We start from the raw sequence: 16,442 nt of genomic DNA on the forward strand, positions 1-16,442 counted from the left end.
CCAGGACGGGCCCGGTCTTCAGGCCCTCCCGCACGGTCTCCCAGACCAAATTCGGCAGCCGCGCCGCGCGAAAAAACCCCGTCCCGGGCCAGCTGCTCGTCCCCGAACGGTGCGGATGCGGGGCGCGGCGGCCCGTACGGTCTCCCGGTCGGCGACGAGCGAAAAAAGCCCAGCCGGTCTCCACCAAAAGTGCGGCCTCAAACGGTGCAGCTGGTGCTCCCGGCCAGGAAGCCGCAGCCGTCGCTGACGGCCCGCAGCTCCAGCACCTAAAAAAAAGTGCGGGAAGGGGGCGTGGATGTCGCCGTGGCTGGAGTCGCCGTCGTCCCACACCGCCACGAGCCCGAGGTCCCGTACGGGGGCGAACATGGCCGCCCGGGTGCCGACCACGGCGCGGACCGAGCCCCGGCTCACCGCGAGCCACTGCCGGTAGCGCTTCTCGGGCCCGGAGTCGGCGGTCAGCAGCGCGTGCCGGCCCTCGCCCAGCAGGGCGGTGAGGGCCGTGTCGACCCGGGCGGCGGTGCGCCCGTCGGGAACGACGGCGAGGGCCCCGCGCCCGGAGGCGAGGGTGGCGGCCATGGCCCGGGCCAGCTCGTCCGCCCAGCCGGGGCCGGGCAGGGCCGTCCACACCGCGCGGGGGGTGCCGCCGGTGGCGAGGGCGCGCAGGAAGGCGGGCCCGGCCCCGTAGCGCGTCCAGCCGCCGGGCTCGGGCACGGCGGGCGGGGGCAGCGGTTCGGGCGAGGGCTTGGCCTCGGCGCGGGCGCTGCGCGGCGGCAGGGCCAACTGGAGCACGTCGGCGACGCTGCCGGCGTACCGGTCGGCGACGGCCCGGGCGAGGGCCAGCATGCGGGGCCCGAGGACCACCTCGGGCGAGACGACCTGGGCGAGGGCGGCCAGGGCGCCGCCGTAGTCGGAATCGGCACGCCGTTCCACGATGAAGCCGTCGATGAGCCCGCCGCCCTCGCGGCGGCCGCCGTGCACCCGGTGACCGCCCGCGCCGAAGCGGACCCGGACGCGCACGCCGGGCTGGGCGGCCTCGGACAGCTCGGCGGGTACGGCGTAGTCGAAGAGCCGGTCGAGGTGGAGCACGCCCTTGTTCACCAGGACCCGCGCGACGGGCAGTTTCTCGGCCACGGCGGTCCCGCGCCAGGTGCGCGGCTTGGCCTTGGGCGCCTTGGCTTTCGCCTCGGCGACCATCTCGCGGGATCAGGGCGAGCTGTCCCGGCTGGGGACTCGTTTGGGGGTTGCTCCCAGAGGCATTCTGGGCAAACCCCACTGACAGCGAACGGCCCCGGACCGTGGTGGTCCGGGGCCGTTCGTGTGTCCGGTACTACAGGCCGGCGGCGGCGCGCAGCGCGTCGACGCGGTCGGTGCGCTCCCAGGTGAAGTCCGGCAGCTCGCGGCCGAAGTGGCCGTAGGCGGCGGTCTGGGCGTAGATCGGGCGCAGCAGGTCGAGGTCGCGGATGATCGCGGCCGGGCGGAGGTCGAAGACCTCGGCGATGGCGTCCTCGATCTTCTGGACGTCGACCTTCGCGGTGCCGAAGGTCTCGACGAAGAGGCCGACGGGCTCGGCCTTGCCGATGGCGTAGGCGACCTGGACCTCGCAGCGCGCGGCCAGGCCGGCGGCGACGACGTTCTTCGCGACCCAGCGCATGGCGTACGCGGCGGAGCGGTCGACCTTCGACGGGTCCTTGCCGGAGAAGGCGCCGCCGCCGTGGCGGGCCATGCCGCCGTACGTGTCGATGATGATCTTGCGGCCGGTCAGGCCGGCGTCGCCCATCGGGCCGCCGATCTCGAAGCGGCCGGTCGGGTTGACCAGCAGGCGGTAGCCCTCGGTGTCCAGCTTGATGCCGTCCTCGACGAGCTGCGCGAGCACGTGCTCGACGACGAACTCGCGGATGTCGGGCGCGAGCAGCGAGTCGAGGTCGATGTCGGCGGCGTGCTGCGAGGACACGACGACCGTGTCGAGGCGGACCGGCTTGTCGCCGTCGTACTCGATGGTGACCTGGGTCTTGCCGTCGGGGCGCAGGTACGGGATGGTGCCGTTCTTGCGGACCTCGGACAGGCGGCGCGAGAGGCGGTGCGCGATGTGGATCGGCAGCGGCATCAGCTCGGGCGTCTCGTCCGTGGCGTAGCCGAACATCAGGCCCTGGTCGCCCGCACCCTGCTTGTCGAGCTCGTCCTCGTCACCCTCGACGCGGGACTCGTAGGCCGTGTCGACACCCTGGGCGATGTCGGGCGACTGGGCGCCGATGGACACCGACACGCCGCAGGAGGCGCCGTCGAAGCCCTTCTTGGACGAGTCGTAGCCGATCTCGAGGATCTTCTCGCGGACGAGCTGGGCGATCGGCGCGTAGGCCTTGGTCGTCACCTCGCCCGCGATGTGCACGAGACCGGTCGTGATGAGAGTCTCCACGGCCACACGCGAGGTCGGGTCCTCGGTGAGGAGCGCGTCGAGGATCGTGTCGCTGATCTGGTCAGCGATCTTGTCGGGGTGACCCTCGGTCACGGACTCCGAGGTGAACAGGCGACGGGACACAACGCTCCCTGGGGTTGCAGCGGCTGCTGGCTGATCATTTGGCGGAACCACACCGGGGGCTGCGCCCGATCACGTTCCAAGTGCAGTTTATCGGTCGCCACCGTCCGCAGGACCACCCGTCTCGCCCAATGGGAGCCGTGTGACCTGCGGCACTCCATTCTTACGCACGGAACTACCCGCGAGAAGGAAAACGCTCAGGCGCGGCGAAGATCACCTCGGGGCGCGAGTCGCGGGGCGACGTGGTCCCAGATGACGTCCGCCAGGGCTTCCTTCGGACCATAGGGTACGGGAGTCTCCGTTCCGTCCGAAGCGAGGATGACGGCCTCGTTCTCCTCGGAACCGAAGGTCTTGTTGGCGCCGACCTCGTTGACCACGAGGAGGTCGCACCCCTTGCGCAGGAGCTTCGCCCGGCCGTTGGCGAGCACGTCGTCCGTCTCGGCGGCGAAGCCGACGACGACCTGGCCCTCCCGGGCCCGCTCGGCGGAGACCTCCGCGAGGACGTCGGGGTTGCGCACGAGGGCCACCGGCTCGGGGTCCTGGCCGTCCTTCTTCTTGATCTTGCCGTCGGCGTACACGGCCGGGCGGAAGTCGGCCACCGCGGCGGCCATCACCACGGCGTCGGCGTCCGCGGCGGCCTTGAGCACGGCCTCGCGCAGCTGGAGGGCCGTCCCCACCCGTACGACGTCCACCCCGGCCGGGTCGGGCAGCGCGGCGTTGGCGGCGACCAGGGTGACCCGGGCCCCGCGGGCGGCGGCGGTGCGGGCGAGGGCGTAGCCCTGCTTGCCCGAGGAGCGGTTGCCGAGGAAGCGCACCGGGTCCAGCGGCTCGCGGGTGCCGCCGGCGCTGACCACCACGTGCCGTCCGGCGAGGTCGGGCTCCGCGGCACCCCGGGCCGGACCGTTCCTGCGCAGGACGTCGCGGCAGACCTCGAAGATCTCCTCGGGGTCGGGCAGCCGGCCCTTGCCGGTGTCCTTGCCGGTCAGCCGCCCGACGGCGGGCTCGATGACGACGGCGCCGCGGCGGCGCAGCACGGCCACGTTCTCCTGGGTGGCGGGGTGCTCCCACATCTCGGTGTGCATCGCGGGCGCGAAGACCACCGGGCAGCGGGCCGTGAGCAGGGTGTTCGTGAGGAGGTCGTCGGCCAGCCCGTGGGCGGCCTTGGCCAGCATGTCGGCGGTGGCCGGGGCGACGACGACGAGGTCGGCCGCCTGGCCGATGCGGACGTGGGGCACCTCGTGGACGGTCTCCCAGACCTCGGTGGAGGCCGGGTTCCCCGAGAGCGCGGCCCAGGTGGCCTCCCCGACGAAGTTCAGGGAGGCCGCCGTGGGCACCACCCGTACGTCGTGCCCCGACTCGGTCAGCCGGCGCAGGAGCTCGCACGCCTTGTACGCGGCGATCCCGCCGCTGACCCCCAGCACGACCTTCGGCTTGTCCACTGCTTCTCCCGTGATCGGTTGCATCGGTACCTATGACACACCACAGGCCCGGCAGCGGTGCTGCCGGGCCTGTGGCGTGCGATGTCGTGCCCTACTGGGCCGGGGCCTCGATGGCCTCGGAGGTCAGCAGACCCGCGTTGATCTCGCGCAGGGCGATCGAGAGCGGCTTCTCGTGGACGTGGGTGTCCACCAGCGGGCCGACGTACTCCAGCAGGCCCTCACCGAGCTGCGAGTAGTACGCGTTGATCTGACGCGCACGCTTGGCCGCGTAGATCACGAGGCTGTACTTCGAGTCAGTGGCCTCGAGCAGCTCGTCGATCGGCGGGTTGATGATGCCCTCGGGCGCGGTGATGGAAGAGGACACGCTCTACCTTCCGAAGATGGATAAAAGATCAGACAACTGCCATCAAGGCTAGCAGCTCACGCGCTACGTCCTCGACGGAGGTGTTGACGAGGGTGGTGTCGAACTCCGACTCGGCAGCGAGTTCGGTCTTGGCGGCGCCGAGCCGGCGTTCGATGACCTCGGCGGACTCGGTGCCCCGGCCGGTGAGCCGGCGGACCAGCTCCTCCCAGCTCGGCGGGGCCAGGAAGACCAGCTGGGCCTCGGGCATCGACTCGCGGACGAGCCGGGCGCCCTGGAGGTCGATCTCCAGCAGCACCGGTTCGCCGTTGTCCAGGCGTTCCAGTACCGCGCCGCGCGGTGTGCCGTAGCGGTTGCCCGCGAACTCGGCCCACTCCAGCAGCTCGCCGTTGGCGATCAGCTTGTCGAACTCGTCGTCGTTGACGAAGAAGTAGTGGACTCCGTGTCGCTCACCGGGCCGCGGTTTGCGGGTGGTGGCCGACACCGAGAGCCACACCTCGGGGTGGACCTTGCGCATATGCGCGACGACCGTGCTCTTGCCGACCCCCGAGGGGCCGGAGAGCACGGTCAGCCGCGGACGAACCTCTGCTGCCATAGAGCGATTATCCAGGTTCTCGGGACTGCCTGAGAACGCCGGGAGAACTTCGGGCGACGCCTCAGGCGCCGCTACCGCCGAACTCTCGCTCCAGAGAGGCGATCTGGTTGGAGCCGAGACCTCGGACACGCCGGGACTCGGAGATGCCGAGGCGCTCCATGATCTGCTTGGCGCGGACCTTGCCGACGCCGGGCAGCGACTCGAGAAGGGCGGAGACCTTCATCTTCCCGATGACGTCGTTCTCCTGTCCCGTCTTGATGACGTCGTGGAGGGAGGCGCCGGAGTGCTTGAGTCGATTCTTCACCTCGGCCCGCTCCCGGCGAGCCGCGGCGGCCTTTTCGAGCGCTGCTGCGCGCTGTTCAGGGGTAAGGGGCGGAAGAGCCACGCCTACGTCACCTCGGATGTCGAACTGTCGGATACGGACCGGCGGGGAGCCCTTGGGCACCACGCCGGGCGAGGTCCCGAACAGCGATGGAATTCGCTCGCTGCTCGTTCACTCTGCTCGGAGACTAGCGGCCAAGGCCGCTCCAGTCAGCGAGAACGGACGAAAAGTCCTGGTCAGCCTCCACTGAACCGTACATCACAGACATATCACCCCGGTTTTGTCCGGGGAAAGACGTTCGATTTTCGAGATCGCGTCTGCACGCGCCGGTCCGGCGCCCCGCGGATCAGCCCGCGACGGCCTCGCGCACCTCGTCCGCGAAGCGCTTCGCGGAGGCGCGCAGGGCGGCGGCGTCCGGACCGTGCTTCAGGACTCCCCGGGAGACGTTGGGGACCACGTTGGCCACCGCGGCGCCGAAGACCGCCGGGAGGTCGGCCGCGGTCGCGCCCTGGGCTCCGATGCCCGGGGCCAGCAGCGGGCCGTTGATGTCCAGGTCGAAGGAGGACAGGTCGCCCAGCGTGGCACCGACCACCGCGCCGAAGGAGCCCATGGGCTCGGCGCCCGCGTTCTCCGCCGCCAGGTGGGCCAGCATGGTCGCGCCGATCGAGCGGCCGTCCTCGCGGACCGCGCGCTGGACCTCCGCGCCCTCCGGGTTGGAGGTCAGGGCCAGGACGAACAGGCCGGCGCCCGATTCCCGGGCCAGTTCGACGGCCGGGGCGAGGGAGCCGTAGCCCAGGTACGGGGAGACCGTCAGGGCGTCCGAGAACAGCGGGGAGGAGGGGTCGAGGAAGGCCGAGGCGTACGCGGCCATCGTGGAGCCGATGTCACCGCGCTTGGCGTCCATGACCACCAGGGTGCCGGCGGCGCGGGCGTCCGCGACGGTCCGCTCCAGGACCGCGACGCCCTTGGAGCCGAACCGCTCGAAGAAGGCGGCCTGCGGCTTGAAGACGGCGACGGAGTCGGCCAGCGCCTCGACCACCGTGCGGGAGAACCGCTCCAGGCCGGCGATGTCGTCCGCCAGGCCCCAGGAGGCCAGCAGGGCGGCGTGCGGGTCGATCCCCACGCACAGCGGGCCCCGGGCGTCCATGGCGGCGCGCAGACGGGTTCCGAAGGGGGTCACAGGGCTCACGGCGCGGCCTTTCGGGTCTCGGCGCCCACGGCCTCGGCCAGGGTCGCGTAGGGGCTGGCGGCCAGGCGCGCGGCCAGGCCCTTGTGGATGGCGCGGGCGTAGAACGGGCCCTCGTAGATGAAGGCGCTGTAGCCCTGGACCAGCGTGGCGCCCGCGAGGATGCGCTGCCAGGCGTCCTCGGCGTTCTCGATGCCGCCGACGCCCACCAGGACGAGGCGGTCGCCCACGCGCGCGTACAGGCGGCGCAGGACCTCCAGGGAGCGCTCCTTGACCGGGGCGCCGGAGAGTCCGCCGGTCTCCTTGACCAGGGCCGGGTCGGACTTCAGGCCCAGGCCCTCGCGGGCGATGGTGGTGTTGGTGGCGATGATGCCGTCGAGGCCCAGCTCCAGGGCGAGGTCGGCGACCGCGTCGACGTCCTCGTCCGCGAGGTCGGGGGCGATCTTGACCAGCAGCGGGACGCGGCGGCCGGTGACGGAGCGGTCCGCAGCCTCGCGCACGGCGGTCAGCAGCGGCCGCAGGGACTCCGTGGCCTGGAGGTTGCGCAGGCCCGGGGTGTTCGGCGAGGAGACGTTGACGACGAGGTAGTCGGCGTGGCGGGCCAGGCGCTCGGTGGAGACCACGTAGTCGGCGGCGGCCTCGGCCTCCGGGACGACCTTGGTCTTGCCGATGTTGACGCCCACGACGGTCCTGAAGACGGGGTTGCGGGCGGCGAGGCGGTCGGCGACGGCGGCAGAGCCCTCGTTGTTGAAGCCCATGCGGTTGATCAGCGCCCGGTCGGGGACCAGGCGGAAGAGCCGCTTCTTGGGGTTGCCGGGCTGCGCCTGGCCGGTGACGGTGCCGATCTCGATGTGGTCGAAGCCGAGCATCGACATGCCGTCGATGGCGACGGCGTTCTTGTCGAAGCCGGCCGCGAGCCCGAAGGGGCCGTGCATCCGCAGGCCGAGGGCCTCCGTGCGCAGGGACTCGTACCGGGGCGCCAGGGCGCCCGCGACGAAGGTGCGCAGCACGGGGATGCGGGCGGCGAGGCGGATCCAGCGGAAGGCCAGGTAGTGGGCCTGCTCCGGGTCCATCCGCTTGAAGACCAGGTTGAAGAACAGTTTGTACATCGTCCGAAAAGTCCCTTCTGCGCTCACGAAGAGGGGGACACCCGGCGCGGATCGCGCGTCCGGTGTCCCCCTCTCGCTCGCGGGCTGCTAGTCGCGGGCGGCGTTCAGGTGCTCCGCGTGCTCCTGGAGGGAGCGCACGCCGACGTCGCCGCGGTTGAGCGCGTCGATGCCCTGGACGGCGGCGGCGAGCGCCTGGACCGTGGTCAGGCACGGGACGCTGCGCGCCACGGCGGCCGTACGGATCTCGTAGCCGTCGAGGCGGCCGCCGGTGCCGTACGGGGTGTTGACGATCAGGTCGACCTGGCCGTCGTGGATGAGCTGGACGATGGTCTTCTCGCCGTCCGGGCCCTCGCCCTCGCTGAGCTTGCGCACGACGGTGGCGTTGATGCCGTTGCGGCGCAGCACCTCGGCGGTGCCGGAGGTGGCGAGCAGCTCGAAGCCGTGGGCGACGAGCTCGCGGGCCGGGAAGATCATCGAGCGCTTGTCGCGGTTGGCGACGGAGATGAACGCGCGGCCCTTGGTCGGCAGCGGGCCGTAGGCGCCGGCCTGCGACTTGGCGTACGCCGTGCCGAAGACCGAGTCGATGCCCATGACCTCGCCGGTGGAGCGCATCTCCGGGCCGAGGACGGTGTCCACGCCGCGGCCGTGGATGTCGCGGAAGCGCGACCACGGCATGACGGCCTCCTTGACGGAGATCGGCGCGTCCAGCGGCAGGGTGCCTCCGTCGCCCGCCTTGGGCAGCATGCCCTCGGCGCGCAGCTCGGCGATGGTGGCGCCGAGCGAGATGCGGGCGGCGGCCTTCGCGAGCGGGACGGCGGTCGCCTTCGAGGTGAAGGGGACGGTCCGGGAGGCGCGCGGGTTGGCCTCCAGGACGTAGAGGATGTCGCCCGCCATCGCGAACTGGATGTTGATCAGGCCGCGGACGCCGACGCCCTTGGCGATGGCCTCCGTGGAGGCGCGCAGGCGCTTGATGTCGAAGCCGCCGAGGGTGATCGGGGGCAGGGCGCAGGCCGAGTCGCCGGAGTGGATGCCGGCTTCCTCGATGTGCTCCATGACGCCGCCGAGGTAGAGCTCCTCGCCGTCGTAGAGGGCGTCGACGTCGATCTCGATCGCGTCGTCGAGGAAGCGGTCGACCAGCACGGGGCGGGTCGGGGAGATCTCCGTGGACTCCGCGATGTACGACTCCAGGCGGGTCTCGTCGTAGACGATCTCCATCCCGCGGCCGCCGAGCACGTAGGACGGGCGGACGAGGACCGGGTAGCCGATCTCGTCGGCGATCGCCTTCGCACCCGCGAAGGTGGTGGCGGTGCCGTGCTTGGGCGCGGGCAGGCCCGCGTCGGCGAGGACCTGGCCGAAGGCGCCCCGGTCCTCGGCGGCGTGGATGGCCTCCGGGGAGGTGCCGACCACGGGCACGCCGTTGTCCTTGAGCGCCTGGGCGAGGCCCAGGGGGGTCTGGCCGCCGAGCTGGACGACGACACCGGCGATGGGGCCGGCCAGCGACTCGGCGTGGACGATCTCCAGCACGTCTTCCAGCGTCAGCGGCTCGAAGTACAGGCGGTCGGAGGTGTCGTAGTCCGTCGAGACGGTCTCGGGGTTGCAGTTGACCATCACGGTCTCGTAGCCGGCGTCGCTGAGGGCGAAGGAGGCGTGGACGCAGGAGTAGTCGAACTCGATGCCCTGGCCGATGCGGTTCGGGCCGGAGCCCAGGATGATCACCGCGGGCTTGGTGCGCGGCGCGACCTCGGACTCCTCGTCGTAGGACGAGTAGAAGTACGGGGTCTTCGCGGCGAACTCGGCGGCGCAGGTGTCGACCGTCTTGTAGACCGGGCGGACGCCCAGCGCGTGGCGGACCTCGCGGACGACGTCCTCGCGCAGGCCGCGGATCTCGGCGATCTGGGCGTCGGAGAAGCCGTGGCGCTTGGCCTCGGCGAGCAGCTCGGGGTGGAGCTTCTCGGCGGCGGCGAGCTCGTCCGCGATCTCCTTGATCAGGAAGAGCTGGTCGACGAACCAGGGGTCGATCTTCGTGGACTCGAAGACCTCCTCCTGGGTGGCGCCGGCGCGGATGGCCTGCATGACGGTGTTGATGCGGCCGTCGGTCGGGCGGACCGCGGTGGCCAGCAGTTCCTCCTTGTCGCCGGGCTCGCCGACGAAGGTGAACTGGGAGCCCTTCTTCTCCAGGGAGCGCAGGGCCTTCTGGAGGGCCTCGGTGAAGTTGCGGCCGATCGCCATGGCCTCGCCCACCGACTTCATGGTGGTGGTGAGGGTGGCGTCGGCGGCCGGGAACTTCTCGAAGGCGAAGCGCGGGGCCTTGACGACGACGTAGTCGAGGGTCGGCTCGAAGGAGGCCGGGGTCTTCTCGGTGATGTCGTTCGGGACCTCGTCCAGCGTGTAGCCGATGGCCAGCTTGGCGGCGATCTTGGCGATCGGGAAGCCGGTGGCCTTCGAGGCGAGCGCGGAGGAGCGGGAGACGCGCGGGTTCATCTCGATGACGATGACGCGGCCGTCGTCCGGGTTGATCGCGAACTGGATGTTGCAGCCGCCGGTGTCGACGCCGACCTCGCGGATGATCGCGATGCCGATGTCGCGCAGGCGCTGGTACTCGCGGTCGGTGAGGGTCATCGCCGGGGCGACGGTGATCGAGTCACCGGTGTGCACGCCCATCGGGTCGAAGTTCTCGATGGAGCAGACGACGACCACGTTGTCCTTGGTGTCGCGCATCAGCTCCAGCTCGTACTCCTTCCAGCCGAGGATGGACTCCTCCAGGAGCACCTCGGTGGTCGGGGAGAGCGTCAGGCCCTGGCCGGCGATGCGGCGCAGCTCCTCCTCGTCGTGGGCGAAGCCGGAGCCGGCGCCGCCCATGGTGAAGGAGGGGCGCACGACGACGGGGTAGCCGCCGAGGGTGTCGACGCCCTTGATGACGTCGTCCATCGAGTGGCAGATGACCGAGCGGGCGGACTCGCCGTAGCCGATCTTGCCCTTGACGGCCTCGACGACGCCCTTGAAGAGGTCGCGGTCCTCGCCCTTGTTGATGGCCTCGACGTTGGCGCCGATGAGCTCGACGCCGTACTTCTCCAGCACGCCCTGCTCGTGCATGGAGATGGCGGTGTTGAGCGCGGTCTGGCCGCCGAGGGTCGGCAGCAGCGCGTCGGGGCGCTCCTTGGCGATGATCTTCTCGACGAACTCGGGGGTGATCGGCTCGACGTACGTGGCGTCGGCGATCTCCGGGTCGGTCATGATCGTCGCCGGGTTGGAGTTCACCAGGATGACCCGCAGGCCCTCGGCCTTGAGGATGCGGCAGGCCTGGGTGCCGGAGTAGTCGAACTCCGCGGCCTGGCCGATGACGATCGGGCCGGAGCCGATGACCAGGACGGACTGGATATCGGTGCGCTTAGGCACGCTCGGCCTCCATCAGAGAAACGAAGCGGTCGAAGAGGTACGCGGCGTCGTGCGGGCCCGCGGCCGCCTCGGGGTGGTACTGGACGGAGAAGGCCGGCTGGTCGAGCAGCTGGAGGCCTTCCACGACGTTGTCGTTCAGGCAGACGTGCGAGACCTCGGCGCGGCCGTAGGGGGTCTCGGACACCTTGTCGAGGGGCGCGTCGACGGCGAAGCCGTGGTTGTGCGCGGTGACCTCGACCTTGCCGGTGGTGCGGTCCTGGACCGGCTGGTTGATGCCGCGGTGGCCGTACTTCAGCTTGTAGGTGCCGAAGCCGAGCGCGCGGCCCAGGATCTGGTTGCCGAAGCAGATGCCGAAGAGCGGGGTCTTGCGCTCCAGGACGCCCTGCATGACGGAGACGGGGCCGTCGGCGGTGGCCGGGTCGCCCGGGCCGTTGGAGAAGAACACGCCGTCGGGGTCGACCGCGTACACGTCCTCGACGGTGGCGGTGGCGGGCAGCACGTGCACCTCGATGCCGCGCTCGGCCATCCGGTGCGGGGTCATGCCCTTGATGCCGAGGTCCACGGCGGCGACGGTGAACTTCTTCTCGCCGATCGCGGGGACGACGTACGCCTCCTTGGTGGCGACCTCGGCGGAGAGGTTGGCGCCCTTCATCTGCGGCTGCGCCTGGACCTTCGCCAGGAGGGCCGCGTCGTCGGCGACGGCCTCGCCGGAGAAGATGCCGACGCGCATGGCGCCGCGCTCGCGCAGGTGGCGGGTCAGGGCGCGGGTGTCGACGCCGCTGATGCCGACGACGCCCTGCTTGACGAGCTCCTCGTCCAGCGAGCGCTGCGAGCGCCAGTTCGAGGGGATGCGGGCGGGGTCGCGGACGACGTAGCCGGAGACCCAGATGCGGGAGGACTCGGGGTCCTCGTCGTTGACGCCGGTGTTGCCCACGTGGGGGGCGGTCATCACGACGACCTGGCGGTGGTACGAGGGGTCGGTGAGGGTCTCCTGGTAGCCGGTCATGCCGGTGGAGAACACGGCTTCGCCGAAGGTCTCCCCCACTGCGCCGTAGGCGCGGCCGCGGAAGATCCGGCCGTCCTCCAGGACGAGTACGGCGGGAGCTTTGGCTGCTCCCCTGGTGGAGGTCGTCATCGTTCGGCGCCTTCCGTCGTGATGGATTGGTTCATGGAGTTGATGGCCTCGACCCAGGCCGCGTGTTCGGCGGCCCGGTCGGAGCGGAATCCGGAGTCGATCAGCTTGTCGCCGTGCGCCCATGTGACGACCAGCAGACCGCCCTCGGTGAGTACCTTGCCCGCGATTCCCTTGTCGAGGCGGGCGCCGCGCAGCTGCGCGGCCGGTACGAAGAAGTCGGTTGCCCCCGGACGGACCACGTCGAGGCCCGCGTCGGTGAGGGTGAGCTCGACCCGGCTGCGGACTCCGAGCCCGTGGGCGACGATCCGGTCGAGCCACTGCCCGGCGGTGGTGGACCCGTGGTACCGGCCGGTCAGGGCCAGCCGGTGCTCGGGGAGACCGCCGGGGGCGGCGGGCAGCTCGGGCAGATCGCTCTGCAGAGCGCCGCGCCATTTCCAGCCCTGCCGCATCAGCCAGTACACGAACGCGATGAAGACGAGCAGACCGATCACCCACGCGATGCGGGCGCCCCAGTCCGTCACCTCCGCCGACTGTCGTTCGGCGGCCTCGGCGGCCAGTTGGATCACTGCAGGTGTCACGCCAGTTTCCCGTCCACGACCGTTGCCCGGCCCCGCAGGAAGGTGTGAGTGACGCGACCCGGCAGCTCGCGGCCCTCGTAGGGCGTGTTGCGGCTGCGGGAGGCGAAGTGTGCGGGGTCCACGACACCACGGTACGAGGTCTCGACCAAGGTCAGGTTCGCGGGTTCACCTGCCGAGACGGGCCGGCCGTGCCCCGCGAGGCCTCCGATGCGCGCCGGGGCGTGCGACATCCGCTCCGCGACGCCCGCCCAGTCGAGCAGTCCGGTCTCCACCATCGTCTGCTGGACGACGGAGAGCGCGGTCTCCAGGCCCACCATGCCCATGGCGGCGGCGGCCCACTCGCAGTCCTTGTCCTCGTGCGGGTGCGGGGCGTGGTCGGTGGCGACGATGTCGATCGTGCCGTCGGCGAGCGCCTCGCGCAGGGCCATCACGTCGCGCTCGGTGCGCAGCGGCGGGTTGACCTTGTAGACCGGGTCGTACGAGCGCACGAGCTCGTCGGTGAGGAGCAGGTGGTGCGGGGTGACCTCGGCGGTGACGTCGATGCCGCGGGACTTGGCCCAGCGGACGATCTCGACGGAGCCGGCGGTGGAGAGGTGGCAGATGTGCACGCGGGAGCCGACGTGCTCGGCGAGCAGGACGTCGCGGGCGATGATCGACTCCTCGGCGACGGCCGGCCAGCCGCCCAGGCCCAGCTCGGCCGAGACGACGCCCTCGTTCATCTGGGCGCCCTCGGTGAGGCGGGGCTCCTGGGCGTGCTGGGCGACGACGCCGCCGAAGGCCTTCACGTACTCCAGGGCGCGGCGCATGATCACGGCGTCGTCCACGCACTTGCCGTCGTCGGAGAAGACGGTGACGCGGGCGGCGGACTCGTGCATGGCGCCCAGCTCGGAGAGCTTCTTGCCCTCCAGGCCGACGGTGACGGCGCCGATGGGCTGGACGTCGCAGTAGCCGGACTCCTTGCCCAGGCGCCAGACCTGCTCGACGACGCCGGCGGTGTCGGCGACCGGGAAGGTGTTGGCCATGGCGAAGACGGCCGTGTAGCCGCCGGAGGCGGCGGCGCGGGTGCCGGTGAGGACGGTCTCGGAGTCCTCGCGGCCGGGCTCGCGCAGGTGGGTGTGGAGGTCGACCAGGCCCGGGAGGAGGACCTGGCCCTCGGCCTCGATCACCTGGACGCCCTCGGCGGACAGACCGGTCCCACTCCAGTCGATTTCGCCCGTCCGGGCGGTGGCGGCGATGGTCTCGCCGTCGATCAGGACGTCCTGCACGTCGCCGCCGAGGACCTTCGCGCCGCGGATAAGGATCTTGCTCATGGTTACTTGTTCTCCTCGGTACGGGCGGCGGCGGGGGTGGTGACGGCGGGCTCGGAGCCTCCGAGCAGCAGGTAGAGGACGGCCATGCGGATCGAGACGCCGTTGGCGACCTGCTCGACGACCGTGCAGCGGTCGGAGTCGGCGACCTCGGCGGTGATCTCCATGCCGCGGACCATGGGGCCGGGGTGCATCACGATGGCGTGCTCGGGCATCTTCGCCATGCGGGCGGCGTCCAGGCCGTAGCGGCGCGAGTACTCGCGCTCGGTCGGGAAGAAGGCGGCGTTCATCCGCTCGCGCTGCACACGCAGCATCATCACCGCGTCGGACTTCGCCAGCACCTCGTCGAGGCTGTACGAGATCTCGCAGGGCCAGTTCTCGACGCCGACCGGCACCAGCGTCGGCGGGGCCACCAGGGTGACCTCGGCGCCGAGGGTGTGCAGCAGCTGGACGTTGGAGCGGGCGACCCGGCTGTGCAGGACGTCGCCGACGATGGTGATGCGGCGGCCGTTCAGGTCCTTGCCGAGTCCGGTGTCCCGGCCGACCAGCCGGCGGCGCATGGTGAAGGCGTCGAGCAGCGCCTGGGTGGGGTGCTCGTGGGTGCCGTCGCCGGCGTTGATCACCGGGGCGTCGATCCAGCCGGAGGTGGCGAGCCGGTAGGGGGCGCCGGAGGCGTGGTGGCGGATGACCACGGCGTCCACGCCCATGGCCTCCAGGGTCTGGGCGGTGTCCTTGAGGGACTCGCCCTTGGAGACGCTGGAACCCTTGGCGGCGAAGTTGATGACGTCGGCGGAGAGGCGCTTCTCGGCGGCTTCGAAGGAGATCCGGGTACGGGTCGAGTCCTCGAAGAACAGGTTGCAGATGGTGAGGCCGCGCAGGGTGGGCAGCTTCTTTATCGGCCGGTCGGCGACCCGGGCCATCTCCTCGGCGGTGTCGAGGATCAGGACGGCGTCGTCGCGCGTGAGGTCGGCGGCCGAGATGAGGTGGCGCTTCATCTGGGTGCTCCGTAAGTCTGGAGGGCAGGCAGGCGGGGCTGACGTGGGTGCGGGCAGGGCAGGCCTCGGCACGGGCCCCCGCGAGGGGTCCCGTACGCGCGGGGGTTACTGCCCTGCGGCCTGGACGGTCCGCTGGCCGAGCAGCACGGCGTCGCGGCCGTCCTCCTCCTGGAGCTGGACCTTGACGGTCTCGCGCAGCGAGGTGGGCAGGTTCTTGCCCACGTAGTCGGCGCGGATCGGGAGTTCGCGGTGGCCGCGGTCGACGAGGACCGCGAGCTGGACGGCGCGGGGGCGGCCGATGTCGCCGAGCGCGTCGAGGGCGGCGCGGATGGTGCGGCCGGAGAAGAGGACGTCGTCGAGGAGGACCACCAGGCGGCCGTCGATGCCGTCGCCGGGGATCTCGGTGCGGCCGATCGCCCGGGCGGGCTTCAGGCGCAGGTCGTCGCGGTACATGGTGATGTCGAGGGAGCCGACCGGGATCTTCGTCCCGGTGATCTCCTCCAGCTTGGCCGCCAGCCGGCGGGCCAGGTACACACCGCGGGTGGGAATGCCGAGGAGCACCACGTCGTCGGCGCCCTTGGCGCGCTCGACGATCTCGTGGGCGATGCGCGTCAGGACCCGGGCGATGTCCTGCGCCTCCAGAACGGGGCGCATTTCCTCGTCGGCCGAGACCTGGGAAGTCGTGCTGTCCATGAAAAGGACCTCCTTCTCCGCCTCACGGGACGGACCTTAAAGGACGTCTGATGTACGCCGTCCACGGTACCAGGGCCCGGCGGGGACCCTCGCACCGGGGCCCGGCGGCACCCCTCGTAAGAGGGCGTGGAAGAGCATTCGGCTTGACGCATCCAAGTAACGCTGCGTAACCTCACAGTGAGTTACCAGCCGCGCGGCGGAGCCGCATGGTCTCCATGTAGTCACAGCGTCACAGCGTCCGGGAGCGTTATGTCCAGCGAATACGCCAAACAGCTCGGGGCCAAGCTCCGCGCCATCCGCACCCAGCAGGGCCTCTCCCTCCACGGTGTCGAGGAGAAGTCCCAGGGCCGTTGGAAGGCCGTGGTGGTCGGTTCCTACGAGCGCGGGGACCGCGCCGTGACCGTCCAGCGCCTCGCCGAGCTGGCGGACTTCTACGGGGTTCCGGTGCAGGAACTGCTGCCGGGCACGACCCCCGGCGGTGCGGCCGAGCCGCCGCCGAAGCTGCGCCTCGACCTGGAGCGCCTGGCGGGCGTCCCCGCCGAGAAGGCCGGTCCGCTCCAGCGCTACGCGGCGACGATCCAGAGCCAGCGCGGCGACTACAACGGCAAGGTGCTGTCGATCCGCCAGGACGACCTGCGCACCCTGGCCGTCATCTACGACCAGTCCCCCTCGGTCCTGACCGAGCAGCTCATCAGCTGGGGCGTCCTGGACGCCGACGCGCGTCGCGCCGTGGCCCACGAGGACATCTAGTCCCAGGAGAGCCGTCCCGGCTCAGCAGAAACGTTACCGGCGG

Annotated in this window: 14 protein-coding genes and 1 pseudogene; 1 reads left to right on the top strand and 14 read right to left on the bottom strand. The window is 71.1% G+C overall.

Translation table 11 applies throughout. The annotated features are described in order from the left end of the window. The 14 genes and pseudogenes from SSNG_RS43565 to pyrR form a co-directional block, all read right to left on the bottom strand. A pseudogene (locus SSNG_RS43565) lies at positions 1-1,207 on the bottom strand (primosome assembly protein PriA); the annotation flags it as partial. A 120-nt stretch (positions 1,208-1,327) separates the two neighbouring features. Beyond that, entirely contained in the window at positions 1,328-2,536 is a 1,209-nt protein-coding gene (metK, locus tag SSNG_RS06535; RefSeq protein ID WP_007263020.1) for a methionine adenosyltransferase, read from the bottom strand. Positions 2,537-2,730: 194 nt separating this feature from the next. Then, on the bottom strand, positions 2,731-3,996 hold the full coding sequence (gene coaBC, locus SSNG_RS06540; protein ID WP_128636883.1) for a bifunctional phosphopantothenoylcysteine decarboxylase/phosphopantothenate--cysteine ligase CoaBC: 1,266 nt from the start codon (positions 3,994-3,996) through the stop codon (positions 2,731-2,733). Positions 3,997-4,063: 67 nt separating this feature from the next. After that, a complete protein-coding gene (rpoZ, locus tag SSNG_RS06545) occupies positions 4,064-4,336 on the bottom strand; it encodes a DNA-directed RNA polymerase subunit omega (protein ID WP_004948662.1) in 273 nt (90 codons plus the stop codon). A 28-nt stretch (positions 4,337-4,364) separates the two neighbouring features. Then, positions 4,365-4,928 (bottom strand): guanylate kinase, encoded by a 564-nt coding sequence (gmk, locus tag SSNG_RS06550; RefSeq protein WP_128636884.1) that lies wholly within the window; start codon positions 4,926-4,928, stop codon positions 4,365-4,367. A gap of 61 nt (positions 4,929-4,989) precedes the next feature. Next, on the bottom strand, positions 4,990-5,313 hold the full coding sequence (locus SSNG_RS06555) for an integration host factor (RefSeq protein ID WP_030234009.1): 324 nt from the start codon (positions 5,311-5,313) through the stop codon (positions 4,990-4,992). Positions 5,314-5,596: 283 nt separating this feature from the next. Continuing rightward, positions 5,597-6,439, bottom strand: a complete 843-nt coding sequence (pyrF, locus tag SSNG_RS06560; protein WP_007263024.1) for an orotidine-5'-phosphate decarboxylase — start codon at positions 6,437-6,439, stop codon at positions 5,597-5,599. Continuing rightward, the gene (locus tag SSNG_RS06565) at positions 6,436-7,545 is read right to left on the bottom strand and encodes a quinone-dependent dihydroorotate dehydrogenase (protein ID WP_007263025.1); all 1,110 of its coding nucleotides are present in this window, start codon (positions 7,543-7,545) and stop codon (positions 6,436-6,438) included. Before SSNG_RS06565 ends, pyrF begins: the two co-directional genes overlap by 4 nt. 87 nt (positions 7,546-7,632) lie before the next feature. Beyond that, on the bottom strand, positions 7,633-10,941 hold the full coding sequence (gene carB / locus SSNG_RS06570) for a carbamoyl-phosphate synthase large subunit (RefSeq protein WP_007263026.1): 3,309 nt from the start codon (positions 10,939-10,941) through the stop codon (positions 7,633-7,635). After that, positions 10,934-12,076: a glutamine-hydrolyzing carbamoyl-phosphate synthase small subunit gene (carA, locus tag SSNG_RS06575; protein ID WP_007263027.1), complete on the bottom strand. Its 1,143-nt coding sequence runs from the start codon at positions 12,074-12,076 to the stop codon at positions 10,934-10,936. The genes carB and carA overlap by 8 nt, the downstream gene beginning before the upstream one ends. Next, a complete protein-coding gene (locus tag SSNG_RS06580) occupies positions 12,073-12,654 on the bottom strand; it encodes a hypothetical protein (RefSeq protein WP_007263028.1) in 582 nt (193 codons plus the stop codon). Before SSNG_RS06580 ends, carA begins: the two co-directional genes overlap by 4 nt. Next, positions 12,651-13,964 (bottom strand): dihydroorotase, encoded by a 1,314-nt coding sequence (locus tag SSNG_RS06585; protein ID WP_007263029.1) that lies wholly within the window; start codon positions 13,962-13,964, stop codon positions 12,651-12,653. Before SSNG_RS06585 ends, SSNG_RS06580 begins: the two co-directional genes overlap by 4 nt. Positions 13,965-13,966: 2 nt before the next feature. After that, positions 13,967-14,956 (bottom strand): aspartate carbamoyltransferase catalytic subunit, encoded by a 990-nt coding sequence (locus tag SSNG_RS06590; RefSeq protein ID WP_042800633.1) that lies wholly within the window; start codon positions 14,954-14,956, stop codon positions 13,967-13,969. Positions 14,957-15,061: 105 nt separating this feature from the next. After that, positions 15,062-15,649, bottom strand: coding sequence for a bifunctional pyr operon transcriptional regulator/uracil phosphoribosyltransferase PyrR (gene pyrR, locus SSNG_RS06595; protein ID WP_007263031.1), 588 nt, complete (start codon positions 15,647-15,649; stop codon positions 15,062-15,064). A 249-nt stretch (positions 15,650-15,898) separates the two neighbouring features. Here pyrR and bldD point away from each other — a divergent pair, with 249 nt between their 5' ends. Next, the gene (gene bldD, locus SSNG_RS06600) at positions 15,899-16,399 is read left to right on the top strand and encodes a transcriptional regulator BldD (RefSeq protein ID WP_007263032.1); all 501 of its coding nucleotides are present in this window, start codon (positions 15,899-15,901) and stop codon (positions 16,397-16,399) included. Positions 16,400-16,442 lie beyond the last annotated feature (43 nt).

The organism is Streptomyces sp. C, from assembly GCF_000158895.1.
GTDB lineage: Bacteria > Actinomycetota > Actinomycetes > Streptomycetales > Streptomycetaceae > Streptomyces > Streptomyces racemochromogenes.